This window comes from Herbiconiux solani NBRC 106740 (genome assembly GCF_001571005.1).
Taxonomy (GTDB): Bacteria; Actinomycetota; Actinomycetes; order Actinomycetales; family Microbacteriaceae; genus Herbiconiux; species Herbiconiux solani.
Map to the genome: position 1 here is coordinate 12,899 of NZ_BCST01000006.1, position 24,939 is coordinate 37,837.

22 protein-coding genes are annotated in these 24,939 nt (G+C 70.4%); 15 read left to right on the top strand and 7 right to left on the bottom strand.

Features of this window, described 5'->3' with window-relative positions:
* Positions 1 to 19 precede the first annotated feature (19 nt).
* Entirely contained in the window at positions 20 to 1,174 is a 1,155-nt protein-coding gene (locus HSO01S_RS11750; protein ID WP_066041624.1) for a glycosyltransferase family 4 protein, read from the bottom strand.
* Between the two features lie 148 nt (positions 1,175 to 1,322).
* On the opposite strand from HSO01S_RS11750, the gene HSO01S_RS11755 reads away from it, so the two are divergent.
* The 9 genes from HSO01S_RS11755 (at position 1,323) to HSO01S_RS11795 (ending at position 11,654) form a co-directional block, all read left to right on the top strand.
* On the top strand, positions 1,323 to 2,444 hold the full coding sequence (locus tag HSO01S_RS11755; protein WP_066041626.1) for a mannose-1-phosphate guanylyltransferase: 1,122 nt from the start codon (positions 1,323 to 1,325) through the stop codon (positions 2,442 to 2,444).
* A gap of 3 nt (positions 2,445 to 2,447) precedes the next feature.
* Positions 2,448 to 3,530 carry a BMP family lipoprotein gene (locus HSO01S_RS11760; protein ID WP_066041628.1) on the top strand — a complete coding sequence of 361 codons (1,083 nt, stop codon included), beginning with the start codon at positions 2,448 to 2,450 and terminating at the stop codon, positions 3,528 to 3,530.
* Between the two features lie 267 nt (positions 3,531 to 3,797).
* A complete protein-coding gene (locus HSO01S_RS11765; protein WP_066041630.1) occupies positions 3,798 to 4,880 on the top strand; it encodes a BMP family lipoprotein in 1,083 nt (360 codons plus the stop codon).
* A gap of 139 nt (positions 4,881 to 5,019) precedes the next feature.
* The gene (locus HSO01S_RS11770; RefSeq protein WP_066041635.1) at positions 5,020 to 6,549 is read left to right on the top strand and encodes an ABC transporter ATP-binding protein; all 1,530 of its coding nucleotides are present in this window, start codon (positions 5,020 to 5,022) and stop codon (positions 6,547 to 6,549) included.
* Positions 6,546 to 7,907: an ABC transporter permease gene (locus HSO01S_RS11775; protein WP_245635991.1), complete on the top strand. Its 1,362-nt coding sequence runs from the start codon at positions 6,546 to 6,548 to the stop codon at positions 7,905 to 7,907. Before HSO01S_RS11770 ends, HSO01S_RS11775 begins: the two co-directional genes overlap by 4 nt.
* Positions 7,904 to 9,232, top strand: coding sequence for an ABC transporter permease (locus HSO01S_RS11780; protein ID WP_084361607.1), 1,329 nt, complete (start codon positions 7,904 to 7,906; stop codon positions 9,230 to 9,232). The genes HSO01S_RS11775 and HSO01S_RS11780 overlap by 4 nt, the downstream gene beginning before the upstream one ends.
* 9 nt (positions 9,233 to 9,241) lie before the next feature.
* Positions 9,242 to 9,658 carry a cytidine deaminase gene (locus tag HSO01S_RS11785; protein WP_066041637.1) on the top strand — a complete coding sequence of 139 codons (417 nt, stop codon included), beginning with the start codon at positions 9,242 to 9,244 and terminating at the stop codon, positions 9,656 to 9,658.
* A gap of 37 nt (positions 9,659 to 9,695) precedes the next feature.
* The gene (locus HSO01S_RS11790) at positions 9,696 to 10,985 is read left to right on the top strand and encodes a thymidine phosphorylase (protein ID WP_066041639.1); all 1,290 of its coding nucleotides are present in this window, start codon (positions 9,696 to 9,698) and stop codon (positions 10,983 to 10,985) included.
* 150 nt (positions 10,986 to 11,135) lie between these two features.
* Positions 11,136 to 11,654 carry a DinB family protein gene (locus HSO01S_RS11795; RefSeq protein ID WP_066041640.1) on the top strand — a complete coding sequence of 173 codons (519 nt, stop codon included), beginning with the start codon at positions 11,136 to 11,138 and terminating at the stop codon, positions 11,652 to 11,654.
* Positions 11,655 to 11,820: 166 nt separating this feature from the next.
* Here HSO01S_RS11795 and uriH read toward each other — a convergent pair whose 3' ends face one another.
* A complete protein-coding gene (gene uriH / locus HSO01S_RS11800) occupies positions 11,821 to 12,765 on the bottom strand; it encodes a uridine-preferring nucleoside hydrolase UriH (protein WP_066041642.1) in 945 nt (314 codons plus the stop codon).
* Between the two features lie 63 nt (positions 12,766 to 12,828).
* Between uriH and HSO01S_RS11805 the strand changes: the two genes are divergently transcribed.
* Both HSO01S_RS11805 and HSO01S_RS11810 read left to right on the top strand, forming a co-directional pair.
* Complete coding sequence (locus HSO01S_RS11805) at positions 12,829 to 14,040, top strand: adenosylhomocysteinase (protein ID WP_084361608.1); 1,212 nt, start codon at positions 12,829 to 12,831, stop codon at positions 14,038 to 14,040.
* A 2-nt stretch (positions 14,041 to 14,042) separates the two neighbouring features.
* Positions 14,043 to 14,750 (top strand): IclR family transcriptional regulator, encoded by a 708-nt coding sequence (locus tag HSO01S_RS11810; protein WP_066041644.1) that lies wholly within the window; start codon positions 14,043 to 14,045, stop codon positions 14,748 to 14,750.
* A 267-nt stretch (positions 14,751 to 15,017) separates the two neighbouring features.
* Here the strand turns inward: HSO01S_RS11810 and HSO01S_RS11815 are convergent, their stop codons facing one another.
* Positions 15,018 to 16,334 carry a hypothetical protein gene (locus HSO01S_RS11815; RefSeq protein ID WP_157079040.1) on the bottom strand — a complete coding sequence of 439 codons (1,317 nt, stop codon included), beginning with the start codon at positions 16,332 to 16,334 and terminating at the stop codon, positions 15,018 to 15,020.
* 363 nt (positions 16,335 to 16,697) lie between these two features.
* Between HSO01S_RS11815 and HSO01S_RS11820 the strand changes: the two genes are divergently transcribed.
* Positions 16,698 to 17,819, top strand: a complete 1,122-nt coding sequence (locus HSO01S_RS11820) for an adenosine deaminase (protein WP_066041648.1) — start codon at positions 16,698 to 16,700, stop codon at positions 17,817 to 17,819.
* 85 nt (positions 17,820 to 17,904) lie between these two features.
* Here HSO01S_RS11820 and HSO01S_RS11825 read toward each other — a convergent pair whose 3' ends face one another.
* Complete coding sequence (locus tag HSO01S_RS11825) at positions 17,905 to 18,279, bottom strand: VOC family protein (protein ID WP_174522987.1); 375 nt, start codon at positions 18,277 to 18,279, stop codon at positions 17,905 to 17,907.
* A gap of 90 nt (positions 18,280 to 18,369) precedes the next feature.
* Here HSO01S_RS11825 and HSO01S_RS11830 point away from each other — a divergent pair, with 90 nt between their 5' ends.
* The 3 genes from HSO01S_RS11830 (at position 18,370) to HSO01S_RS11840 (ending at position 20,362) form a co-directional block, all read left to right on the top strand.
* Positions 18,370 to 19,503 carry a helix-turn-helix transcriptional regulator gene (locus HSO01S_RS11830; RefSeq protein ID WP_084361609.1) on the top strand — a complete coding sequence of 378 codons (1,134 nt, stop codon included), beginning with the start codon at positions 18,370 to 18,372 and terminating at the stop codon, positions 19,501 to 19,503.
* Positions 19,504 to 19,518: 15 nt separating this feature from the next.
* Positions 19,519 to 19,992 (top strand): PTS sugar transporter subunit IIA, encoded by a 474-nt coding sequence (locus tag HSO01S_RS11835; RefSeq protein ID WP_066041651.1) that lies wholly within the window; start codon positions 19,519 to 19,521, stop codon positions 19,990 to 19,992.
* Between the two features lie 97 nt (positions 19,993 to 20,089).
* Positions 20,090 to 20,362, top strand: a complete 273-nt coding sequence (locus HSO01S_RS11840) for a PTS sugar transporter subunit IIB (RefSeq protein ID WP_066041653.1) — start codon at positions 20,090 to 20,092, stop codon at positions 20,360 to 20,362.
* Between the two features lie 27 nt (positions 20,363 to 20,389).
* Here the strand turns inward: HSO01S_RS11840 and poxB are convergent, their stop codons facing one another.
* The 3 genes from poxB to HSO01S_RS11855 all read right to left on the bottom strand — a co-directional run bounded on the left by poxB (position 20,390) and on the right by HSO01S_RS11855 (position 24,874).
* On the bottom strand, positions 20,390 to 22,123 hold the full coding sequence (gene poxB, locus HSO01S_RS11845) for a ubiquinone-dependent pyruvate dehydrogenase (RefSeq protein WP_066041655.1): 1,734 nt from the start codon (positions 22,121 to 22,123) through the stop codon (positions 20,390 to 20,392).
* Positions 22,124 to 22,197: 74 nt separating this feature from the next.
* Complete coding sequence (locus HSO01S_RS11850) at positions 22,198 to 23,901, bottom strand: phospho-sugar mutase (RefSeq protein ID WP_066042191.1); 1,704 nt, start codon at positions 23,899 to 23,901, stop codon at positions 22,198 to 22,200.
* A gap of 139 nt (positions 23,902 to 24,040) precedes the next feature.
* Complete coding sequence (locus tag HSO01S_RS11855) at positions 24,041 to 24,874, bottom strand: purine-nucleoside phosphorylase (RefSeq protein ID WP_066041657.1); 834 nt, start codon at positions 24,872 to 24,874, stop codon at positions 24,041 to 24,043.
* Positions 24,875 to 24,939 lie beyond the last annotated feature (65 nt).

Sequence of the window (24,939 nt, forward strand, 5' to 3'; positions counted from 1 at the left end):
TCTGAATACCCCGATGTATTCAGGAGTGTGAGCCGGCCGGAGTGCGCTTGCGCACGAGGAGGACGGGGGCGGCGACGGATCGGTAGTGCCCGAGCAGCTCGTCGCAGAGCGTCGCCCACGACTTGCCGAGCACCGCCCGGCGCCCCGCCTCGCCCATCCGGAGCCGCAGCGCAGGATCGGCGACGAGGCCGCCCACGCGCATCCGGAAGTCGTCTGGGTCGTCGGGGTCGAAGAGGTAGCCGTCGACGCCGTGCTCGACCAGGTCGAGGGGCCCGCCGACCGCGGGGGCGACGACCGGGAGGCCCGCCGCGTGCGCCTCCTGCAGCGTCTGCCCGAAGGTCTCCTCGGTGCCGGTGTGCGCGAAGACGTCGAAGCTCGCGTAGGCGTCGGCGAGGTCGTCGCCGGAGAGCCGGCCGAGGAAGGTCGCCGGCATCCCGCGGAGGAGCCCGCGCAGGTGGTCGTCGCTCGGACCCTCGCCGACGATGGCGAGATGGATGCCGGTCATCCCGTGCAATGCGCGCAGGCGCTCGAGCCCTTTCTCCGGTGCGAGCCGGCCGACGTACCCGACCACTGTGTCGGCGCCGCTCCGGGACAGCAGGGTGCGGAGGGCCTGCGCGGTCGGACGCGCGCGGTGGTTCGGGTGGTAGCGCGTCAGGTCGACCCCGCGCCCCCAGAGGCGGATGCGGTCGACGCCCGCCCGCTCGAGGTCGCGGCGCGACGCCTGCGAGGGGGCGAGCGTCAGGTCGGCTCCGTCGTGGATCCACTTGACGAAGCGCCAGGCGAGCCGCGAGGCCGAGCCGAGCTTGTTGCGGCGGGCGTAGCCGGCGACATCCGTCTGGAAGACCGCCACCGACGGGATGCCGAGGCGGTTGGCCGCGGCGATGCCCTGCGCGCCGAGGAGGAAGGGGGACGCGGCGTGCAGCACATCCGGCTGGAAGCGGGCGAGCAGCCGCGCGACCTGGGCGTTCGGGATGCCCACCGGGAACTGACGGTAGGCCACCGCGGGCACCTGGTGCACGGGGAACCCCCGGTAGGTCGCGGGGGAACCGGCCGCGGGGGCGATCACGATGGCGTCGTGCCCGTGGTCGGCCAGGTGGTCGAGCACCTTGCAGACGCTGTTGGTGACGCCGTTGACGGTGGGTAGGAAACTCTCGCTGATGATCGCTACGCGCATGACGTGCCTCCGCAGTCGCCGTACGGCCTCAACCGGCCACGTTCGAAGGTTAGGAAGGAGAGGTGGACCGATGGTGTCGAGGACGTGGCGGGGGAGTGAGCGGATGATGGCGGGGACGGTGCGGGGGTCGGCGGTTAGGCTGTGGCCTATGAACTCCCCCTCCTCCCCGCTCGAGCGGCTCTACAGCGTCATCCCCGCCGGAGGCATCGGCTCCCGGCTGTGGCCGCTCTCCCGGGCCGATGCGCCGAAGTTCCTGCACGACCTGAGCGGCTCCGGTCAGAGCCTGCTCCGCGACACCTGGGACCGGCTCGCGCCGCTCTCCGGATCGCACCGCATCATGGTCGTCACCGGCCGCGCCCACCGCGCCGCCGTCGAGGAGCAGCTGCCCGAGCTGCAGGACGTGAACGTCGTGCTCGAGAGCGAGCCGCGCGACTCCACCGCGGCCATCGCCCTCGCCGCCGCCATCCTGGAGCGCCGCGAGCCCGGCGTGATCATCGGCTCGTTCGCCGCCGACCACGTGATCACCAACCCCGACCGCTTCCGCGCCGCAGTCGCGCAGGCCGTGATCGTGGCCGACCAGGGCTACATCACCACCATCGGCATCACCCCGACGGATGCGGCGGTCGGCTTCGGCTACATCCGCTGCGCCGAGCCCATGCAGGTCGAGGGCGCCCCCAGCGCTCTGCGCGTCGACAACTTCGTCGAGAAGCCGGACCTCGCCACCGCCAAGCGCTACCTCAAGGCGGGCAACTACCTCTGGAACGCGGGGATGTTCATCACCCGCGCCGACCGCCTGCTCGAGCAGCTCGGCGCCTCCGAGCCCGAACTGCTCGCCGGTGTGCTCGAGCTCGCCGACGCGTGGGACACCCCGCGGCGCGGCGAGGTCGTCGACAAGGTCTGGCCGACGCTGAAGAAGATCGCGATCGACTACTCGGTGGCCGAGCCGGCCGCCGCCGCGGGCACCCTCGCCGTCATCCCGAGCGACTTCGACTGGGACGACGTGGGCGACTTCGCCTCCATCGCCAAGCTGCACAGCTCGGGCCGCGGCACCGACCTGGCCATCCTCGGCAAGAACGCCCGCGTGCTCGCCGACTCGTCCAGCGGCATCGTCGTCTCGCAGTCCAAGCGCGTGATCAGCCTGATCGGCGTCACCGACATCGTCGTGGTCGACACCCCGGATGCGCTGCTGGTGACCACCAGCGAGCACGCCCAGCGGGTCAAGTCGGTCGTCGACGCCCTGCGCGCCGGCGGCTCGGGGGACGTGCTGTAGATCATGGCGACCTCGACGACCTCCCGGATCCTCCGCACCGGCGCCCTGCTCGGCGCCCTCGCCCTGCTCGTCACGGGATGCGCGGACGCGCCGGCCCCGTCCGGCAGCGACTCCGCCACCTCCGCCGCGGGCGACTACTGCGCCCGCATGGTCACGAACTCCGGCGGCCTCGACGACCGCTCGTTCAACCAGTCGAGCTGGGAGGGCCTGGAGAAGGCCCAGTCGCAGTTCGGGATCGACGCGCAGGTGCTGGTCTCCACGAACGAGACCGACCTGGCGCCCAACGTGTCTCAGGCGGTCGACAGCGGATGCGGCTTCGTGCTCACGGTCGGCTACGAGCTCGCCGACGCGACGCTCGCCGAGGCCGGCAGCAACCCGGACACGCACTTCGCGATCGTCGACGAGACCGTCGAGGCCCCGAACGTGAAGCCCATCCTCTTCGACACGGCCCAGGCCTCCTACCTCGCCGGCTACCTCGCCGCCGGGGTGACGAAGACCGGCAGGGTCGCGACCTTCGGCGGGGGCAACCAGCCCCCGGTGACCCTGTTCATGGACGGCTTCGTCGACGGCGTCGCGAAGTACAACGAGGTGCACGGCACGCAGGTGCAGGCGCTCGGCTGGGACAAGAACGCCCAGGACGGCGTGTTCACCGGCGACTTCGAGGACATCAACAAGGGCAAGACGGTCACGCAGAGCTTCATCGACCAGGGCGTGGACATCATCCTGCCGGTCGCCGGCCAGGTCGGCGAGGGCGCGGCCGCCGCGGCCCTGGAGAACTCGGGCGTCTCGATCATCTGGGTCGACAACGACGGCTACGACACCCTCCCGGCCGAGTACAAGCCGCTGCTCCTGACCAGCGTGATGAAGAACACCGGTGACGCGGTCGTCGAGATCGTCGGGGCGGACATCGGCGGGGACTTCTCGCCGGAGCCGTTCGTCGGCACCCTGGGCAACGGGGGAGTGGCGCTCGCGCCCTTCCACGACCAGGAGTCGAACGTCCCCACCGAGCTCAGCAGCGAGATCGCCGACCTGTCCTCGCAGATCACCGCGGGGTCGATCACGGTGCAGTCGCCGAGCACGCCGTAGGCGCAGGAGATCCGGCTGAGGAGGCCTCCGCGTCACGGCGCGGAGGCCTTCGCGTTCCCCTGCGGAGGCCTCCGCGTTGCATTGCGGATGCCTTCGCGTTCCAGCGCGGGGGCCTGGACATTTCGCGCAGATTACAACGTGGTCGCGGCTTTGTAACGCTTCCGACCCGATGCCGTCCTCGCCCTGCCCCGAGGCGTAACTTTCGGTAACGTGTTCAGTCACACAGCCCCTGCGCTTCTGAGGCAGGGCAGCATCTTGGAGGACATCTTGAGCATCAACCTGCGCCGCGTCAGCGTGGCCGGCTTCGCCACCCTGGGCGTGGCCGCCCTTCTCGCCGGATGCGCGTCCGCTCCGTCGGACACCGCGTCCACCGGCAGCGCCGCCGCCGGGGGCGACTTCATCCCCTGCATGGTCTCCGACTCGGGCGGGTTCGACGACAAGTCGTTCAACCAGGCCGGCTACGAGGGCATCAACGACGCCGCTGACGCCCTCGGCGTCAAGGCCGTCACCGTCGAGTCCTCGGCCGACACCGACTTCGCGCCGAACATCGACAACCTCATCTCGCAGGACTGCAACCTGATCATCTCGGTCGGCTTCCTCCTCGCCGACGCGACCAAGGCCGCGGCCGAGGCGAACCCCGAGACCAGCTTCTCGATCATCGACGACTCGTCGATCGACCTGCCGAACGTCAAGCCGATCGTCTTCGACACCGCTCAGGCCGCGTTCCTGGCCGGCTACACCGCCGCCAGCTACAGCACCTCCGGCACCGTCGGAACCTTCGGTGGCATGCAGATCCCGTCGGTCACCATCTTCATGGACGGCTTCGTCGACGGCGTCAACTACTACAACCAGGAGAAGGGCAAGAGCGTCAAGGCCATCGGCTGGGACGTCGCAGCCCAGACCGGTTCGTTCACCGGTGGCTTCGCCGCCGGCGTCGAGGCCAAGACCGCCGCTCAGTCGCTCATCGACCAGGGCGCGGACGTCATCCTGCCCGTCGGTGGACCGATCTTCCTCTCCGCCGGTGAGGCCGTTCGCGACTCGGGCAAGAACATCGCCCTCGTCGGTGTCGACTCCGACAACTACGAGACCGCTCCGGACCTCAAGGACCTCTTCCTCACCTCGGTGCTGAAGGGCGTCAAGGCCGGTGTGGTCGACGTGACCGACACCGCCGCCGACGGCAAGTTCGACGCCACCCCGTTCGTGGGCACGCTCGAGAACGACGGCGTCGGAATCGCCCCGTTCCACGACTTCGAGAGCAAGGTCTCGAGCGACCTGCAGGGTGAGCTGGACAAGATCAAGGCCGGCATCATCGACGGCAGCATCAAGGTCGAGTCGCCCTCGACCCCGTAACACCCACGCGTTCGACGAACGCGGATCGGTCGGGGGGACCAGCCATGCTGGTTCCCCCGACCTCTTTCACTTAAATGACACCCTTATATTGGATGCGGCTCGGTGCGGGCCTGGATCGTGGAGTAGGTAGATTACCTCTATGAAGCTCGAACTGCGGGGCATCACGAAGCGCTTCGGTGCCCTGACCGCGAACGACCACATCGACCTCACCGTCGAGCCGGGCGAGATCCACTGTCTCCTCGGCGAGAACGGTGCCGGCAAGTCCACCCTGATGAACGTGCTCTACGGCCTGTACCAGGCCGACGAGGGCGAGATCGTGCTCGACGACGTCGTCCAGCACTTCGCAGGCCCGGGCGACGCCATGAACGCCGGCATCGGGATGGTGCACCAGCACTTCATGCTGATCCCCGTCTTCACCGTCGCCGAGAACGTGATGCTCGGTCACGAGAAGACCGGGTTCGCCGGCCGCCTCGACCTCGCCGCCGCCCGCAAGCAGGTGCGCGAGATCAGCGAGCGGTTCGGCTTCGACGTCGATCCGGATGCGCTGGTCGACGACCTCCCCGTCGGTGTGCAGCAGCGGGTCGAGATCATCAAGGCCCTGTCGCGCGACGCGAAGGTGCTCGTCTTCGACGAGCCCACCGCGGTGCTGACGCCGCAGGAGACCGACGAGCTGATGGAGATCATGCGCCTCCTCAAGGAGCGCGGCACCTCGATCGTCTTCATCACGCACAAGCTGCGCGAGGTGCGCGAGGTCGCCGACCGCATCACGGTCATCCGTCTCGGCAAGGTCGTCGGCGAGGCCTCGCCCACCGCGACCAACGCCGAGCTCGCGTCGCTCATGGTCGGGCGCTCGGTCGAGCTCACGGTTCAGAAAGACCCGGCCACGCTCGGTGCCTCGGCCCTCCAGGTCGAGAACCTCTCGGTGATCGACGCGCGCGGCCAGGTCGTCGTCAACGACGTGACCTTCGACGTGAAGGCGGGGGAGATCCTCGCCATCGCCGGCGTGCAGGGCAACGGCCAGACCGAGCTCACCGAGGCCCTGATGGGGCTGCAGGACAGGGTCACCGGCACGGTCTCGCTCGACGGGCGACCGCTCGCCGGGCTCAGCACCCGCAAGGTGCTGGACGCGGGGGTCGGCTTCGTGCCCGAGGACCGCAAGGAGGACGGGCTGGTCGGCGAGTTCACCATCTCCGAGAACCTCATGCTCGACCGCTCGGAGGGGCGGCCCTTCGTCAAGGGCGGTTCGCTCCAGCTCTCGTACCTCTCGACCTTCGCCGAGGAGAAGTCGCGCGAGTTCGACGTGCGCTCGCAGGGCATCACGACCGAGGTCGGCCGGCTCTCCGGCGGTAACCAGCAGAAGGTCGTCCTGGCCCGCGAGCTGTCGCGTGAGCTGCGCCTCTTCGTGGCGGCGCAGCCCACCCGCGGCATCGACGTCGGCTCGATCGAATTCGTGCACAAGCGCATCGTCGCGACCCGTGACGAGGGCATCCCGGTGATCGTGGTCTCGACCGAGCTCGACGAGGTCGTCGCGCTCGCCGACCGCATCGCGGTGATGTACCGCGGCGGGATCGTCGGCATCGTGCCCGGGAACACCTCGCGCGATGTGCTGGGACTCATGATGGCCGGAGAGATCCCGGCTGGAATCGAACTGGAAGGATCGGCCGCGTGAGCGACACCGAGAACACGCCCGACCCTCAGGCTCCCGCCGGATCGGCCATCCCGGCGCCGGCGACGGTCCCGGCCGGCGCGCCCACGGGTGCCACCGTCTCCGGTCAGCCCGCCGCCGGACAGCCGGCGGAGCCGCCGTCGCGCTGGCGCCTGGCGTTCAACGAGATCATCGGCGGATCCGTGATGATCTCGATCCTCGCGGTCGTGCTCGCGATGGTGGCCGGCGGCATCCTGATCGCCGTGACCGACGAGAACGTGCAGAAGGCGGCCGGCTACTTCTTCGCCCGCCCCGGTGACACCTTCGCCGAGATTTGGAAGGCCGTTTCGGGCGCCTACGTCGCCCTCTTCCAGGGCTCGGTGTTCAACCCGAACCGCAAGGACTTCGTCGACGTGATCAAGCCGATCACCGAGACGCTCACCTTCGCCACTCCGCTGATCGCGGCCGGTCTCGGCGTCGGCCTGGCGTTCCGCGTAGGCATGTTCAACATCGGTGGCCGCGGCCAGATGCTGATCGCCGCGGCCTGCGCCGGCTGGGTGGGCTTCACCCTGCACCTGCCCTGGGGCATCCACCTCGTCGTCGCCATCATCGCCGGCGTCGTCGGCGGTGGGATCTGGGGCGGTATCGCGGGTCTGTTGAAGGCCCGCACCGGCGCCCACGAGGTGATCGTCACGATCATGCTCAACTACGTCGCCTTCTACCTCGTCTCCTACCTCCTCCGCACCCCGGTGCTGCAGGCGCCGGGATCGAACAACCCGAAGTCGCCGCCCATCGACCCGACCGCGGTGCTGCCCGACATCCTGGGCCCGCAGTTCAACCTGCATCTCGGGTTCATCCTGGTGATCGCGGCCACGGTGTTCGTCTGGTGGCTGCTCAACCGTTCGGCGCTCGGCTTCAAGTTCCGGGCCGTGGGCCTCAACCCGAACGCCGCCCGGGTCGCCGGTATCGACGTGAAGAACATGTACGTCTACGCGATGCTCATCTCGGGCGGGCTCGTCGGTCTCGCCGGCGTCTTCCAGGTGCTCGGGACCGTGACCACCGGCTTCAGCTCGGGCATCGACGCAGGCATCGGCTTCGACGCGATCACCGTCGCACTGCTCGGCCGCTCGAAGCCGTGGGGCATCTTCATCGCCGGCATCCTCTTCGGTGCGTTCAAGGCCGGCGGATTCGCGATGCAGGCCTCGCAGGGCATCCCGATCGACATCGTGCTCGTCGTGCAGTCGCTGATCGTGCTCTTCATCGCCGCCCCGCCGCTCGTGCGCGCGGTGTTCCGCCTGCCGGATCCGGCCAACCCCAAGAAGCCGAAGGCGCCCAAGTCGCCTCGACCGGCTGTGACCCGTGAGGCGGTGGCCGCGAAATGAGCGAGAACGTGTCGACCAACAACCTGGCCTCCTCGGCCGGCCTGCCGCCGACCGAGCACAACCACCCCGACTCGGACTCCGGGCTCGCGCGGGTTCTCGTCAAGAGCTGGAAGGCGCCGATCGCGTTCGGCATCTTCGCGCTCGGTGCGATCATCCTCTTCGTCGTGTTCGGGCGTGACGGCGACTCGACCTTCCGGCTGTCGACCGACTCGGACCTGATCCAGCTGCCCGAGGTCGTGCTGCCGACGCGCGGAACCGGGCTCGTCATCTCGTTCGTGCTGGTGCTCCTCGCGCTGTACTCGGTCTGGCTCGTCTCCCGGGCCCGCAAGGTGCGGATCTGGCTGATGGCCGTGTTCGCGGTGCTCTTCCTGATCGCGTTCCTGGCGTGGGCCTCGGCTGGCCAGACGCTGCCGGTGCCCGGCCTCCTGATCGGAACCGTCTCGCTCAGCGTGCCGCTGATCTTCGGTGCCCTCGGTGGCGTGATCTCCGAGCGCGTCGGCGTCGTGAACGTCGCGATCGAGGCCCAGCTGCTGGGAGGCGCGTTCGTCTCGGCGGTCGTCGCCTCCGTCACCGGCAACCCGTTCGTCGGGCTCGTCGGCGCGATCGTCGCCGGTGTGCTCGTCTCCTTCGTGCTCGCCGCGTTCTCGATCAAGTACCTGGTCGATCAGGTGATCGTCGGTGTCGTGCTGAACGTGCTCGTCACCGGGCTCACCTCGTTCCTCTACTCGCAGGTGCTCACGAACAACGCCGCGGTGCTCAACTCGCCGCCGCGGTTCGACCGGTGGGACATCCCGCTGCTGTCCGAGATCCCGGTCATCGGGCCGACCCTGTTCCGCCAGACGGTCATCGTGTACCTGATGTACATCGCGGTCGCCGTGGTGTTCTACGGACTGTTCAAGACCCGCTGGGGGCTCCGTGTGCGGGCCGTGGGCGAGCATCCTCAGGCCGCCGACACCGTGGGCATCAAGGTCAACCGCACCCGGTTCTGGACCGTGTCGCTCGCCGGCGCGATCGCCGGCCTCGGCGGCGCGTACTTCACGCTCGGCTCGGTGGGTGCGTTCAACAAGGAGATGACCGCGGGCATGGGTTATATCGCCCTGGCCGCGGTGATCTTCGGCCGGTGGGATCCCATCCGTGCCACGCTCGCCGCCCTGCTGTTCGGCTTCGCGTCGAACCTGCAGAACGTGCTGGGCGTGATCGGGTCGCCCGTGCCCTCGGAGTTCATGCTGATGCTGCCGTACGTCGTGACGATCTTCGCGGTGGCGGGGCTGGTCGGGCGGGTCCGCGGGCCCGCCGCATCCGGCAAGCCGTACATCGGGTCGTAGGAGGCAGAGATGGCTGAGATCGATTGGGATTCGCTGCGCGCCGTCGCGCTCGAGGCGATGGAGAAGGCCTACGTGCCGTACTCCAAGTTCCCCGTGGGAGTGGCGGCGATCGTCGACGACGGGCGGACCATCTCGGGCTGCAACGTCGAGAACGCCTCGTACGGCCTGACGCTCTGCGCCGAGTGCACGCTGGTGTCGACGCTGATGATGACCGGCGGCGGCAAGCTCGTCGCGTTCACCTGCGTCGACGGCCACGGCGGCGCGCTCATGCCGTGCGGTCGCTGCCGTCAGCTGCTGTTCGAGCACTCGGCCGAGGGGATGCTGCTCGAGACCGTCTCCGGCATCAAGACGATCGACGAGGTGATCCCGGATGCGTTCGGGCCGCGCACGCTCGTCGAGTACCGCGAGGAGTCGCTCGCCGAGTAGGCGGTGCGGCTCAGCAACAGTTAGGAACCACCTGCTCATGGCCGAGAAGTTCGATGTCGTCGACCTCATCCGCACGAAGCGCGACAAGGGTTCGCTCACGACCGCCGAGATCAACTGGCTGATCGACGCGTACACCCGCGGCTACGTCGGCGACGAGCAGATGGCCGCCTTCGCCATGGCCGTGACCTTGAACGGCATGACCCGCGACGAGGTGCGCGACCTGACGCTCGCGATGATCGCCTCGGGGGAGCGGATGGACTTCTCGTCGCTCGGCAAGCCGACCGTCGACAAGCACTCGACCGGCGGAGTGGGCGACAAGATCACGCTGCCGCTGATGCCCCTCGTGGCCTCGTTCGGCGTCGCGGTTCCGCAGCTCTCGGGCCGCGGGCTCGGGCACACCGGGGGCACGCTCGACAAGCTCGAGTCGATCCCGGGCTGGCGGGCGTCCCTCACCAATGACGAGATCTTCGCGCAGCTTTCATCGGTGGGCGGGGTCATCTGCGCCGCCGGGTCTGGGCTCGCGCCGGCCGACAAGAAGCTCTACGCCCTACGGGACATCACGGGCACGGTCGAGGCCATCCCGCTGATCGCGTCGTCGATCATGTCGAAGAAGATCGCCGAGGGCACCGACTCGCTCGTGCTCGACGTGAAGTTCGGCTCGGGCGCGTTCATGCAGGACATCGCGCTCTCGCGGGAGCTCGCGCAGACGATGGTCGACCTCGGCAACGACGCCGGCGTGCGCACCACGGCGCTGCTGACGAACATGCACGTGCCGCTGGGGCTCGCGATCGGCAATGCCAACGAGGTGCGCGAGTCGGTCGAGGTGCTCGCCGGCGGCGGGCCCGCGGATGTCGTGGAGCTGACGCTGGCTCTGGCCTCGGAGATGCTGCGCCTGGCCGGGCAGCCGGATGCCGACGTGGCCGCCGCGCTGAAGGATGGCCGGGCCATGGACACCTGGCGCCGGGTGATCGAGGCCCAGGGCGGCGACCCGGACGGTGCGCTGCCGACCCCGCGCGAGACGATGACCGTGACGGCGCCGTCGTCCGGCGTGCTGCTGCGGCAGGATGCGCTGTCGTTCGGCATCGCCGCGTGGCGGCTCGGCGCGGGTCGTGCCCGGGCGGCCGACCCGGTGGTGCACGCTGCGGGGATCGACCTGCTGGCGAAGCCGGGCGACACGGTCGTCGAGGGGCAGCCGCTGTTCACGCTGTCCGGCGACGACCCGGCGCGGTTCGAGCGGGCGCTCGAGTCGCTGGAGGGTGCGTGGAGCATCGGGCCGGCGAGCGATTACTTCGGCGAGGCGCCGTTGGTGGCGGAGCGGATCTCGTAGGGCTGGGTGGTCGGACCTCGGCTCGCTGGCTGGCTGGGTGGTCGGCTTTCGGCTCGCCGGCTGGCGTCATCGCTGTTCGTGGCAGGAAGTGCGGGCGGGTTGGCAGCCGGGCTGTGGTGATCGCCTCGGGCGTGATGCCAGGCTCGGGGCATGACGATCGTTCCCGACGAGAAGAACTGGACCTGGGTGCTCGAGCGCCGCTGCGAGGAGTGCGGCTTCGACTCCTCCGCGACGTCGGCGAGCTCGGTGCCCGCCCTCATCCGTGAGAACGCGGCGGCCTGGCCGACCGTGCTCGACCGCGCCGACGTGCGGGAGCGGCCGGATGCGAGCACCTGGTCGGCGCTGGAGTACGGCGCCCACGTGCGGGACGTGTTCCGGATCTTCGACGGGCGGCTCGCGCTCATGCTCGACGAGGACGATCCCGAGTTCGAGAACTGGGATCAGGATGCGACGGCGGTCGCCGAGCGGTACTCGGAGCAGGACCCGGCCGTCGTGGCCGCCGAGCTGACGGCCGCCGCGGAGACGCTGGCGCAGGCGTTCGAGCGGGTCCCGGCGGACTCGTGGGACCGGCGCGGTTTCCGCGGCGACGGCTCGGCCTTCACGGTCGACACCCTCGCCCGCTACTTCATCCACGACCCGGTCCACCACCTCCACGACGTCCGCGGCTGACCCCGCCGCGCGCGCCCCTTGCCTGGCCCATCCCACCTGGCACCCGCGCGCCGAGCCTCGCGCGCCCGAGCCCTGGCATCCTCACCCACCCCGCCGAGAAGTCACTTTTACGTCCACCGCGCGGGTTTTGGACGTGAAAGTGACTTCTCGGTGGGGTGGGGCGGGGCTAGGCGGGGTCGCCGATGCGCTCGAGGGCGTCGACGATGAGCGCCCAGAAGGCCTCGTGGTCGAGGTCGACCGCGACCTGGGTGTGGCAGTCGGCCGGAGCGGGAGCGCGGAAGTCGGCCACCGTCATCCCGAGTGTGAGGGTTCCGGTCAGCTCGATGTCGATCGGCACGCGACGGGCCGAGACGACGTCGGGGGCGATCACGCGGGCGACGGCGCAGGGGTCGTGCACGGGCGGGTGCAGGAAGCCCTGTGCCTCGAGGTAGGTCGACGCGAAGAACTGCAGCAGCTCGACCACGAACTGCGCGGGGCCGGTGCCGATCTGCTGGATGCGAGCAACCACCTCAGGTGTCGCCAGCGCCTGATGCGTCAGGTCGAGCCCGACCATGGTGAGGGGCCAGGACTCGTTGAAGACGATGTGCGCCGCCTCCGGGTCGATGATGATGTTGAACTCGCTCGTCGCGCTCCAGTTGCCGCCGGCGTAGCCGCCGCCCATCAGCACGACCTCCTTCACGCGAGGCACGATCCGCGGCTCCTTGCGCGCCGCCATCGCGATGTTCGTGAGGCCGCCGGTCGGCACGAGCGTGATCGTGCCCGGCTCGTGGCTCATGATCGTCTCGATGATCAGGTCGACGGCGTGCCGCTCGTCGAGCTCGAGCGTCGGCTCGGGGAGCACCGGCCCGTCGAGCCCCGACTCGCCGTGGATGTCGGGCGCGACCTCGACCGTGCGCACGAGCGGCCGCGCGCAGCCGGCGGCGAAGGGGATGCCCTTGATCCCCGCGACCCGCGCCACCGAGAGGGCGTTGCGGGTGACCTTCTTGAGGGTCTGGTTGCCCACGACGGTCGTCACGGCGAGCAGCTCGATCGAGGGATTGCCGTGCGCGAGCAGGATGGCGATCGCGTCGTCGTGACCCGGATCGCAGTCGAGGATGATCTTCTGAGGCATGCCACTGAGCCTATACGACTTTTCACAGATGAAATCGAGTTTCATCTGTGCGATACTCGGATCATGACCGATCTCGCCATCTCCGCCGACCTCGCCGCCGCGGGGGCCGCCCGCGTCGAGTGGATCCGCTCCCGCATGCCCCTCCTCGCCGCAGCCCGCGAGGAGCTCGCCCGCACCCGTCCCTTCGCCGGGCACCGGATCGGCATGTCCCTGCATATCGAGCCGAAGACGGCGGTGCTGCTCGAGACGCTCGCCGCGGGCGGCGCCGAGATCGTCGGCACCGGTAACCACGGGTCGACCCAAGACGACGTGGTCGAGTTCCTCCGCGCATCCTCCGCCGAGGCCGGCCAGCCGATGACGCTGTTCGGCCGCCGAGACGACACGCTCGACGAGCACCACGCCAACATCGCCCGCGTGCTCGACGCCGAGCCCGACATGCTGCTCGACAACGGGGGAGACCTCGCGGCCGGGGTCGTGGCGCGCGGCGCCACCGCAAGCATCCTCGGCGGCACCGAGGAGACCACCTCGGGCGGAGACCGCCTGCGCGGCGGCCTCGCGGGGGCCGTTCCGTTCCCGATGATCGTGATCAACGACAGCCTGCTCAAGGCGATCGGCGAGAACAAGCACGCGGTCGGCCAGTCGGTCGTCGAGAGCTTCATGCGCATCACCAACCTGATGGTGCCGGGGCGCCGCTTCGTGGTCTTCGGCTACGGCTGGTGCGGCCGAGGTGTCGCGCACTACCTCCGCGCGCTCGGCGGCAAGGTCGCGGTCGTCGAGATCGACGAGCTCAAGGCCTTCGAGGCCGCGCTCGACGGGTTCCGGGTGTCGACGGCGCTCGACCTCGCGCCCTGGGGTGATGTCTTCATCACCGCCACCGGGCACGCCGACGTGCTGACGGTCGACGCGATCGAGCTCATGCACGACGGAGCGGTCCTCGCCAACTGCGGCCACTTCCCCTGGGAGATCGACGTTGCGGGCCTCCGTGCCGCCGCGACCGGCAGCCGCGAGATCGTCGACGCGGTCGAGCGCATCGACCTGCCCAACGGCCGGCACGTGGTGCTGCTCGCGGGCGGGCGCATGTTCAACCTCGCCGGGCGCGAGCCCAAAGGCAACTCGCTCGAGTCGATGGATCTCGGTTTCCTTCTCCAGACCCTCTCGCTCGAGCGCGTGGCGACGGATGCGGAGTCGCTGGTCCCCGGCGCCCAGCCGGTGCCCGACGACATCGACCGCACGATCGCCCGGCGGATGCTCGCGGCGATGAACGCGGCCGAGTAGCCATGCCGCCGGAGTACGCGGTCCCGGCGCTGGAGAAGGCCCTCGACATCCTCGAGACGCTCGCCGAGACCCCCGAAGCGATGAGCCAGCTCGAGATCGCGCTGGCGGTCGACCGGTCGCCGAGCCAGATCTTCCGCGTGCTGACCACGCTCGAGCGCCGCGGCTACCTCTACCGCGACCCGCAGAGCGGCGCGTACTCCCTGTCGCTCCGCCTGTTCGACCTCTCCCACCGGCAGGAGCCGCTGCGGTCGCTCACGGAGGCGGCACTCGGGCCGATGCGCGAGCTCGCGGCGGCGACCGGTCAGTCGTGCAACCTCAGCGTGCGCGAGGGCGGCGGAGTGCGCGTCGTGGCGCAGGTCGAGAGCCCGGCCGACTTCGGCTTCCGGGTGCGGGTGGGGGCGCTGTTCCCGCTCGAGACGACGGCGACGGGTGCCGTGCTCGCGGCCTTCGCCGGCGACGGCGGCGCGGATGCGGGAGCGGTTGCGGATGCGCGTGCGCGCATCCGTGCCGACGGGCATCTCGAGCGGTCAGACTCATTGCAGCCGTCGATCACCGACCTGGTCTTCCCGGTGCTCAACCGGCAACGGGTCGCGCTCGCGGCCCTCACGGTGCCCTACGTGGCGACGAGCTTCAGCACGGTTCCCGCCGATCGCGTCCGCGACCTCACCGGCCGCGCGGCCGCGGCGATCGGCGCCGCCCTGGGCCTCTAGGGCGAGCTGCTCTGTGTCGCCGAAGTGGGAACGAGCCGCCGGCTCAGCGGATTCACGTGTGGTCGCTTCCGGGAGCTTGCGAGTGGCTGGCGGCGCGAACCCACGGCGTCCGGGGGGTCGACGGTCAGCGGAACTGGCCGGCGGCCAGCGTGCCTGCGGAGCCAGCGGGTCCCCGGGTCAGCGGAACTGGCTGGCGGCCAGCGCGCCTGCGGAGTCAGCGGGTCAGTGGCACGGGCCGGCGGTCGGCGCAGCTGCGGAGTCGACGGGTCAGCGGCACTGGCCGGCTACCTCGATCTGCTCGTCGGTGGGGCGGCCGTAGGCCTCGATGCCCGAGCCCGGGACGTCGAAGCCCTGGCTGATCGCCCAGGCTGTGGCCCACATCTCGTGGTCCTCCGAGAACACCGGGCCCGAGAAAAGGGGCCAGCAGTTCTCGCGGTAGACCTGGGTGTGGCCGACCTCGTGCGTCACGACGGCCTGAGGATTGGTGTCGCTGCCCCACTCCTCCTCGACAGGGAAGTTGAGGCTGATGATGGCCCAGCCGCCGTCGGAATCCCAGGTCTGCGCGGTACCGGAGAGCCAGCCCTCGCCGAGTCCGCTCACCTCGGGCGCCCAGACGAAGTCGAGCGTGATGCCGTTGCTGATCGACCGCGCGTAGGCCTCGATCTCGTGGCGGGTTGCGAGCGACGGGTCGTCCTGCTCGGCGGCCAGCTGCACCTGCGAGTCGCGCACCGCCTGCTCGGCGGCCGCGAATGCTGCGACGAAGGCTCCGTCGCGGGAGGCACTCGCCGTGCTGTCCTCCGCGATCTCGATCTGACGGGTGAGGTCGACCTGGGACGACTTCGTCGACAGGGGATTGGCCGCGATCGTCTGCTCGGCCTGGTCGGCGCGGGCGGCGAAGTAAGCGCCCTCGGTGTCCTCGGCCGTCTTCTCGGAGGTCGCGGCGGACTCGGCCGAGTCCTCCAGGAGCGCGGTGACCGCGCGGGTCTGGCGGGCGAGGTCGTCGGCCTCGGCGGCGGCGGCCTGCACGTCCCACGGCAATCGGTAGCCGCCGTCGTCGACGGATACGGACGCCGTGCCGATGGCCGCCGCCACCTCCACAGAGGCGGTCGCGGGTGGTGGGACGGGCGCGGTCGTCTGCCCGGCAGCTTCGAGCGCGATGACCGCCGCGCGGAAGGGCTCGGCCTCGGGCGAGGCGTCGGCCGCGAACTGCGGCGCCGCCACGACCGTGCGCACGCGGGCCAGCAGGGTCGAGACGCTGCGCATCCGGGCCTCGAAGGCGCGCTCGGCCGAGTCGTGCTCGTCGACAGCTGAGACCAGCCGATCGTCGGCGCCCCGGAGCTGGGTCTCGGCGAGCACGCTCCACCCGAAGAAGGCGCCGGCCAGCACGACGATCGCCCCCAGCGAGATCCCGATGACGGCGAGCGGACGTCGCGCCCGCGATCGCGATCGGTGCGGCTCGCTCGGCGGCAGTCCCTCCGATACGCGCACCCCGAACGCGGGCCCCTCCGGCACCCGCACTCCGAACGCCGGCTCCTGCAAGACGCGCACTCCGTACGCGGGCCCCGATGCCACGGGCTCTGCCATAGCCGGCCGCGTTGCCATGGGCTCTGCCGACGCCGGCCCCGATGCCACGGGCTCTGCCATAGCCGGCCGCGCTGCCACAGGCGCCACCGATGGCGACCCGGCCGACACAGGCCCCTCCGGCGACATCCCGGTCGACCCAGACGCCTCCGACGACGGAACCGCTGCCGCAGGAGCCTCCGGCCCCTGCCCCGACTCGCTTCCGGGCAGGCCCGAACCGGGCGCCTCCTGGCTCATTCCCCACGCACACTCTCCGCCGCGTGCTGTCGCGGCACCCTCATCCTAGAGGCGCTGAACAACACCTGTCGGTCCCTTGTGCTCGGCGCATCCGAGACGCCGGGGCACCCCGGCACCTAAGGTGGGAGCATGACCGCAGCGCCAGAGGAATACCTCGTCCCCGGAACCGCAATCAGCTTCAACTCGCTTCCGAAAGTGTCGCTCCACGATCATCTCGACGGGGGTCTCCGGGCCTCCACGATCATCGAGCTCGCCGACGAGATCGGGCTCGAACTGCCCTCCACCGACGAGTTCGATCTCGCCGACTGGTTCGAGGAGAACGCCGACTCCGGTTCGCTGACCGACTACATCGCGACCTTCGACCTGACCATCGGAGTCATGCAGACCCGCGCCGGCCTCATCCGCGTCGCACGGGAGTTCGTCACCGACCTCGCCGCCGACGGAGTGGTCTACGGCGAGGTGCGCTGGGCTCCCGAGCAGCACCTCACCCAGGGACTCTCGCTCGACGAGGTCGTCGAGGCCGTGCAGGAGGGCATCGAGCTCGGCACCGACGACGCGCGCGGCGAGGGCCGAAGCATCCGGGTCGGCCAGCTGCTCTCGGCCATGCGCCATCAGCGTCGGGGCCTCGAGATCGCCGAGCTCGCGGTGCGTCACCGCGACGCCGGAGTCGTCGGCTTCGACATCGCCGGCCCCGAGCTCGGCTACCCGGCCAAGGACCAGCTCGCGGCCTTCGACTACCTCGCCCAGAACTTCATGCCGGCCACGGTGCACGCCGGCGAGGCCGACGGGCTCGACAGCATCCGCGGTGCGCTCTTCGACGGCCGTGCGCTCCGCCTCGGCCACGGTGTGCGGATCGCCGAGGACATCGAGATCGAGCGCCAGGACGACGACAACACCTACGTCTCGCTGGGGCTGCTCTCGCAGTGGGTCAAGGATCGCGAGATCGCCCTCGAGCTCTCGCCGTCGTCGAACCTGCAGACCGGCGCCATCGCCGAGTGGGGCGACGAGCTCGCCGACCACCCGTTCGACCTGCTCTACCAGCTCGGCTTCCAGGTCACGGTGAACACCGACAACCGCCTGATGAGCAACACCTCGATCAGCCGCGAGCTCGCGCTGCTGACGGATGCGTTCGGCTACGACCTCGCCGACATCGAGGTCTTCCAGCTCAACGCCGCCGCCGCCGCGTTCCTCCCGGTCGAGGACCGCGAGGATCTGGCCGACGCGATCTCGGAGGGCTTCGACGCCCTCTGATCTCCGGCGAGCCGGCCGGATGCCCGCACTCCGTCAGGATGCGCGCTCCGGCCTGATGCACGCACGGCGCTGATGCGCGCCCCACTCAGCGGTGCGGCAGCTCCTGCAGCGACCACGAGTTGCCATCGGGGTCGCTGAAGTACACGAAGCGACCCCAGTCGAGGTCGGTGACCGGGCTGCACTCGACGCCGCGGGAGACGAGGTGGGCGTGTGCCTCGTCGGCCGAGGGCACGACGATCTGCACGGCTCGCAGCGCGCCGGGCGTCATCTCCGAGACGCCCTTCCCGAAGGCGATCGAGCAGGCCGACCCCGGCGGGGTGACCTGCACGTAGCGGATCTCCTCGGTGGGCGAGGCGTCGTGGTCGGCGGTCCAGCCGAGCGTCTCGACGTAGAACGCCTTCGCGCGGTCGATGTCGGCGACGGGGAAGGCGATGAGTTCGATCTTCCAGTTCTCGATCATGATGGGTCCTCTCAACGGTGTCGTGACTTCTAGACCACGGTAGAAGTCAATCAGGACGCTTCTCGTCCTGATTGGCGAGAGAATCGGGGTATGTCGACGACGGCGTCCCGCATCCTGAGCCTGCTCGACCTGCTGCAGACCCATCGGCAGTGGGCCGGCCCCGAGCTGGCGCGCCGGCTCGAGGTGACCGAGCGGACCTTGCGCCGCGACATCGAACGCCTGCGCGAGCTCGGCTACCACGTCACGGCCAGCCGCGGTTCGGCGGGCGGGTACCGGCTCGAGGCCGGATCCGAACTGCCGCCGCTGCTGCTCAGCGACGAGGAGGCGGTCACGATGGCGATCGGCCTGCGGCTCGCCGCCATGCAGGGTGTGGTCGACGGCGAGCGGACCACGCTCGGCGCCCTCGCGAAGTTCGAGCAGGTGCTGCCCGCCGAGCTCCGCCGCCGGGTCAACGCGCTCGCCGGGCACGTCCAGCCCGAGGGTCCGCGTCCCGGAGCCTGGAACACGGGCTCGCCGCCGCCGCCCGTTCCTCAGGAACTGCTCGGCGCGCTCGCCCTCGCCTGCCGTGACCACGAGCGCGTGCGGCTGCACTACACCGCGGCCGACGGCAGCGAGACCGACCGGCAGGTCGAACCGCACACGCTCGTCGCGTCGGGGCAGGTCTGGTTCCTGGTCTGCTGGGACCTCGGGCGGGATGCCTGGCGCACCCTGCGCGTCGACCGGATGAGCCGGCTCACCGGCACCCGGGTGCGTGCCCATCCGCGCGCGCTGCCCGCCGACGACGCTGCTGCCTTCGTGCGCACGGCTGTCGAGGGTCTGCGGCGCCGGCGCACCGCCGAGGTGCACCTGCGGCTTCCGCTCGCCGCGATGCGTGAACGCTTCGGCCGCTACGGCGACGATGCCTGGAGCCTGGATGCCGACACGACGGTCTGGCCCATCCACGGCGAGACGGTGGCCGCGCTCGCCGCCTGGCTGCCCTGGATCCCGGCCGACCTGGAGTACACGCTGCACGGCGACGACGAGCTGCTCGCCCACGTGCGGGCGACGGCGGCCAGGATGCGCGACGCGAGTGCAGCGGGTGGGAGTGCAGGCGCGGGTGCGCGTGCAGATGCGGGCGCGAAGCCAGGTGCGGGTGCGAGCCGAGGTGGGGGTGCGAGCTCAGGTGCGGGTACGACCGCGAGCACAGGTGCAGCGAACTCCCCGGTAGCACCCGGCGCGGACTGAGATGATGTCGAGGAGATGTCCCAGATCCTCCCGCTCGATCAGCTCCCCGATCCGGCGATCGCACTGAAGGCGGTCGCACCGGACTGGCGCTCGGCCGTGCGTGCCGCCGCGGCGGCGCTCGAGGCCTCGGGGTCGGCCGACGCGGCCTATGGCGAACGGATGATCGCGATGGTCGAGGAGTACGGGCCCTACATCGTGATCGCGCCCGGACTCGCGATGGCGCACGCGCGGCCCGGGCCCGACGTGCACGCCCCCGGGGTGGTGCTCGTGACGCTCGCGGAGCCGGTCGCGTTCGGGCACGCCCACAACGACCCGGTGTCGGTGGTGATCGGGCTCGCCGCGACCGAGGCCGACCAGCACGTGGCATCCGTCGCCGCCCTCGCGAACGTGTTCAACGACGAGTCGGTCGTCCCGGCGCTCGCCGCCGCCACGACCCGGGATGAGGTGCGGGCGCTGCTCGCCGCCACCGGTGCGGGGTCAGGCGCGTGATGCGGATCGGGCGCATGAAGCAGCTCGTGCCCGTAAGGCGGATGGAATGCGGAACCCGGCTCGACGCCCCCGCGTCCCCAGCCGCTATCCTGAACCCGTGAAGATCGTCGCCATCTGCGGAGCGGGAATCGGGACCTCGGAGATCCTGAGGATCAACGCCGTGCGCGCCCTCGAGCGGCTCGGCATCGACGCCGAGGTCAGCGCCACCGACGTCGGCAGCGTGGGTGTGGCTGCGGCCGACGCCCAGGTCATCCTCTCGTCGGCCGAGCTCGTCTCGGCCATCGGCCGCACGAACGCCGACGTCGTCGTGATCGACAACTATTTCGATCTCGAGGAGATCACCGCCAAGCTCGAGATCGCGGTCGGCTGACCCTCAGCGGAACCCGCAGCTGAACCCTCAGCTGAACAGCCGCCGGAACACGTTCGTGTCGGCCAGGTCGATCAGCTCGTCGCCACGCCCCGACAGCAGGGTGCGGATGGCGTAGAGCGTGAAGCCCTTGGCCTGCTCGGCCGTGATGGTCGGCGGGATCGACAGCTCCTGCTGCGCGGTCACGATGTCGACGAGCGCGGGCCCGTCGTGCGCGAACGCAGCACGGAGCGCGCCCTCGAGGTCATCCGGCTTCTCGACCCGCTGGCCGTGGATGCCGATCGCGTTCGCCAGCGCCGCGAAATCAGGGTTGTCGAGCTGGGTGCCGAAGTTGACGATCCCGGCCGCCTTCATCTCGAGTTCGACGAAGTTCAGAGACGAGTTGTTGAACAGCACGATCTTCACCGGCAGCTTGTTCTGGCGCACGGTGAGCAGCTCGCCGAGCAGCATGGCGAGCCCGCCGTCGCCGGAGAGGGCGATGATCTGGCGATCCGGGAACGCCGTCTGCGCCCCGATCGCCTGCGGCAGCGCGTTGGCCATCGAGCCGTGGCTGAACGAGCCGATCAGCCGGCGCGAACCGTTCATCTTCAGGTAGCGGGCCGCCCACACGACGGGGGAACCGACATCCGGGATGAAGACCGCGTCCTCGGTCGCCAGCTCGCTGACCAGCCGGGCCACGTACTGCGGGTGGATGGGCGTGCGGTTGCGGTCGTTGTCGGCGAGGTCGTCGAGCTCCTTGCGCGTCTTGGCGTAGTGCTCGGTGCTCGCGTCCAGGTGCCGCGTGTTCGTCTTGGTCTCGAGCAGGGGCAGCAGGGCGTCGATGGTGTCACCCACGTCGCCGACCAGCGCGAGGTCGACCGGGGTGCGCTTGCCGATCTGCTCGCCGCGGAGGTCGACCTGGATGACCTTCGCCTTCGACGGGAAGAACTGCGGGTACGGGAAGTCGGTGCCGAGCATCAGGAGCACGTCGCAGCTCTCCATCGCGCGGTAGCCCGACGCGAAGCCGAGGAGGCCGGTCATGCCCACGTCATAGGGGTTGTCGTACTCGAGGAACTCCTTGCCGCGGAGCGCGTGCACGATCGGCGCCTTGAGCGTCTCGGCCAGTGCGATCACCTTCGCGTGCGCGCCCTCGGTGCCCGCCCCGCCGAGGATCGTGACCTTCTTCGTACCGTTCAGCAGCGCCGCGGCCTCGGCCAGCTGGTCGTCGGCCGGCCGCACGATGCTCCGCGTCGCGACGATCGGGGCCGAGCGGCCCTTGCCCTCGTGTTCCTTGAGGAAGATCTCGCCCGGAATGACCACGACAGCGACCCCGCGCTTCTCGATCGCCGCGCGCATCGCGATCTCGAGCACGCGTGGAAGCTGCTCGGGGGTGCTCACCATCTCGACGTACACACTGCACTCGCGGAACAGCTCCTGCGGGTGCGTCTCCTGGAAGTACCCGGTGCCGATCTCGCTCGCCGGGATGTGCGCGGCGATCGCCAGCACCGGCACCCGGCTGCGGTTCGCGTCGTAGAGACCGTTGATCAGGTGCAGGTTGCCGGGGCCGCAGCTGCCGGCGCAGACCGCGAGCTCGCCCGTGAGGGCGGCGTCGGCCGCGGCGGCGAAGGCGGCGGCCTCCTCGTGACGGACGTGCTGCCAGGAGATCGAGTCCCGGCGGCGGATGGCGTCGGTGAAGCCGTTCAACGAGTCGCCCGGCAGACCGTAGACCCGCTCCACTCCCGCTTCGGCGATGACGTCGACGATCTTCTCAGCGATTGTGCTCATGCATCGAATCTACGGCCGGGGCGGATGCTTCGCATCCGTCAACAGTCGAACCGCCCACCTGAGAGCGGCACCCGCTACGAGAGCCGGTCCCGCATCCCGCCCTCGAGCTTCTGAAGCAGCTCGACCACCGCGTCGCGACGGTCGGCCAGGCTGCCGTCGTCGTTCCACGCGTCCAGGTAGATCTTGAGCTTCGGCTCGGTACCGCTCGGCCGCACCATCACCCGGGCACCCGGGAGCACGATCCGCAGCACGTCGCTCGGCGGCACCCCGCCGTCGCCGCGGCTGAGGTCGTCGATCCGTTCGACCGGCAGGCCGCCGAGCTCGGCCGGCGGATCCTCCCGGAGCGCCGACATGACCGCGTCGATCTGCGCCAGATCGGTCACCCGCAGCGAGATCTGCGCCGAGCCGTAGTGCCCGAAGCGCCCGCTGAACTCGTCGAGCCGGTCGGCGATCGTGCGGCCGGAGGCGGCGAGCTCGGTCGCGAGGTCGAGCAGTGCGATCGCGGCCGAGATGCCGTCCTTGTCGCGCACGGTCGCCGGGTTCACCAGGTAGCCCAGCGCCTCCTCGTACCCGAAGACCAGGCCGGGGGCGCGGGAGACCCACTTGAACCCGGTGAGCGTCTCGGTGAAGCCGAGGCCGTACTCCCGGGCCACGGCGCCGAGCGCGGGCGACGAGACGATCGAGCAGGCGAGGGTGGCCGAAGGCTCCTCGTCGAGGAGGTCGTCACCGGGCTCGACGGATGCTCCGGCAGCCGCTTCGGCCGCGCGCCAGCCGAGCAGCTGCCCGACCTCGTTGCCGGTGAGCGAGCGGTAGCCGCTGGCCGACGAGCCGTCCGGGATGGCGATGGCCAGCCGGTCGGCGTCGGGGTCGTTGGCGACGATGAGGTGCGCGCCGACGGCCCGGGCGGTCTCGAACGCGAGGTCGAGGGCACCCGGCTCCTCGGGGTTCGGGAAGGCCACGGTCGGGAACGCCGGATCCGGCTCGATCTGCGCCTCCACGATCACCGGGCGGGCGAAGCCGGCGCGGTCGAGCACGCGGGAGAAGGTCTCCCAGCCGACGCCGTGCATCGCCGTGTAGGCGACCGTGAGGCCGGCCCCCGCATCCTGTCGCAGTTCGCGGGGAGTCGTGGCGACGGCCGCGGTCGCCTCGACGTACCGCTCGACGAGGCTCTCGTCGGCGATCTCGTACTCGCCCGATCGCGGCAGCTCGAGCACGTCGAGGGTGGCGGCGACCCGGTCGATCTGCGCGGCGATCTCGGCGTCGGCCGGCGGCACGATCTGCGAGCCGTCGTCGCCGTCCCCGAGGTAGACCTTGTAGCCGTTGTCGCGGGGCGGGTTGTGCGAGGCCGTCACCATGACGCCCGCCGAGACCCCGAGATCCCGGACGGCGAAAGCGACCAGAGGGGTCGGCAGCAGGCGCGGCAAGAGCACCGCGCGGATGCCGGCGCCCGCCATGATCTCGGCCGTGTCGATCGCGAAGACGCGCGAGTTCTTGCGGCCGTCGTAGCCGATCACGATCGACGGGCGGGTGTCGGGATGCGCGCGCTCGAGCAGGAACGCGGCGAGCCCGGCGGCCGCCTGCGAGACCAGCACCCGGTTCATCCGGTTCGGCCCGGCGGCCAGCTCGCCGCGGAGGCCCGCGGTGCCGAAGGCCAGCCGGGAGCCGAAGCGGGAGCGGAGGTCGTCGGCGGCGCCGGGGAGGCTCGCGCCGACGCGGCGGAGCAGTGCGGCCAGCTCGTCGCGGGTCTCGGGATCGGGATCCTGCGCCATCCACGCCATCGCGGCGTCGACGAGCACCTCGACGTCGTTGCGCGACTCGGGACCGGCGTGGGGGGCTTCAGTGTTCTGGCCCTCCGTGTTCTGGCCCTCGGCGTTCTCGCTCATCGCATCTCCTTCTGCAGGGGCCGTCGGGCGGCCGTCACAGCGCGCCGACGACGCGGGCGAGCATCCCGCCGATCGCGGCCTCGGCATTGCGGCCGGCCTCGATCACCTCTTCGTGGCTCAGCGGGGTCTTCTGGATGCCGGCGGCGAGGTTCGTGATCAGCGAGAAGCCGATGATCTCCATCCCGGCCTGGCGGGCCGCGATCGCCTCGAGGGCGGTCGACATGCCGACGATGTGGCCGCCGATGGCCTTCGCCATCTGCACCTCGGCCGGCGTCTCGTAGTGCGGGCCGCGGAACTGCACGTACACGCCCTCGTCGAGCGACGGCTCGACGCTCCGGGCGAGGTCGCGGAGGCGCGTGGAGTAGAGGTCGGTGAGGTCGATGAAGGTGGCGCCCTCGAGCGGGGAGTCGGCGGTCAGGTTGATGTGGTCGCTGATCAGCACGGGGGTGCCCGGGGTCCAGGTCTCCTTGATGCCGCCGGCGCCGTTCGTGAGGATCAACGTCGAGGCTCCGGTGGCGGCCGCGGTACGCACCGCGTGCACGACCCGGCGCACGCCGTGGCCCTCGTAGTAGTGGGTGCGCGCTCCGATCACCAGGGCGTGCTTGCCGGTCGGCAGCAGGATCGAGCGCAGCGTGCCGACGTGGCCGGGCACGGCCGGCATCCCGAAGCCGACCACCTCGGTGGCCGGGATCGTCGCGACGGTCTCGCCGATCAGGTCGGCGGCCTTGCTCCAGCCGCTGCCGAGCACGAGGGCGAGATCGTGGCGCTCGACGCCCGTCAGCTCGGCGATCTGCGCCGCGGCGGCGTCGGCCACCTCGAAGGGGTCGGTGTCGGGCAGATCCAGGGGATTCGAGGTCGTGGAGGACATCCATCCACTCTATTCAGTCGGACGCGCGCGCGGTGCCCGGGGATCGTTCGTCATCCGTTGGTTTT

Coding starts and splice junctions, on each gene's coding strand:
- HSO01S_RS11750 (WP_066041624.1), bottom strand. CDS start 1,174: ATGCGCGTAGCGATCATCAGCGAGAGTTTCCTACCCACCGTCAACGGC.
- HSO01S_RS11755 (WP_066041626.1), top strand. CDS start 1,323: ATGAACTCCCCCTCCTCCCCGCTCGAGCGGCTCTACAGCGTCATCCCC.
- HSO01S_RS11760 (WP_066041628.1), top strand. CDS start 2,448: ATGGCGACCTCGACGACCTCCCGGATCCTCCGCACCGGCGCCCTGCTC.
- HSO01S_RS11770 (WP_066041635.1), top strand. CDS start 5,020: ATGAAGCTCGAACTGCGGGGCATCACGAAGCGCTTCGGTGCCCTGACC.
- HSO01S_RS11780 (WP_084361607.1), top strand. CDS start 7,904: ATGAGCGAGAACGTGTCGACCAACAACCTGGCCTCCTCGGCCGGCCTG.
- HSO01S_RS11785 (WP_066041637.1), top strand. CDS start 9,242: ATGGCTGAGATCGATTGGGATTCGCTGCGCGCCGTCGCGCTCGAGGCG.
- HSO01S_RS11790 (WP_066041639.1), top strand. CDS start 9,696: ATGGCCGAGAAGTTCGATGTCGTCGACCTCATCCGCACGAAGCGCGAC.
- HSO01S_RS11795 (WP_066041640.1), top strand. CDS start 11,136: ATGACGATCGTTCCCGACGAGAAGAACTGGACCTGGGTGCTCGAGCGC.
- uriH (WP_066041642.1), bottom strand. CDS start 12,765: ATGCCTCAGAAGATCATCCTCGACTGCGATCCGGGTCACGACGACGCG.
- HSO01S_RS11805 (WP_084361608.1), top strand. CDS start 12,829: ATGACCGATCTCGCCATCTCCGCCGACCTCGCCGCCGCGGGGGCCGCC.
- HSO01S_RS11810 (WP_066041644.1), top strand. CDS start 14,043: ATGCCGCCGGAGTACGCGGTCCCGGCGCTGGAGAAGGCCCTCGACATC.
- HSO01S_RS11815 (WP_157079040.1), bottom strand. CDS start 16,334: ATGGCAGAGCCCGTGGCATCGGGGCCCGCGTACGGAGTGCGCGTCTTG.
- HSO01S_RS11820 (WP_066041648.1), top strand. CDS start 16,698: ATGACCGCAGCGCCAGAGGAATACCTCGTCCCCGGAACCGCAATCAGC.
- HSO01S_RS11825 (WP_174522987.1), bottom strand. CDS start 18,279: ATGATCGAGAACTGGAAGATCGAACTCATCGCCTTCCCCGTCGCCGAC.
- HSO01S_RS11830 (WP_084361609.1), top strand. CDS start 18,370: ATGTCGACGACGGCGTCCCGCATCCTGAGCCTGCTCGACCTGCTGCAG.
- HSO01S_RS11835 (WP_066041651.1), top strand. CDS start 19,519: ATGTCCCAGATCCTCCCGCTCGATCAGCTCCCCGATCCGGCGATCGCA.
- poxB (WP_066041655.1), bottom strand. CDS start 22,123: ATGAGCACAATCGCTGAGAAGATCGTCGACGTCATCGCCGAAGCGGGA.
- HSO01S_RS11850 (WP_066042191.1), bottom strand. CDS start 23,901: ATGGCGTGGATGGCGCAGGATCCCGATCCCGAGACCCGCGACGAGCTG.
- HSO01S_RS11855 (WP_066041657.1), bottom strand. CDS start 24,874: ATGTCCTCCACGACCTCGAATCCCCTGGATCTGCCCGACACCGACCCC.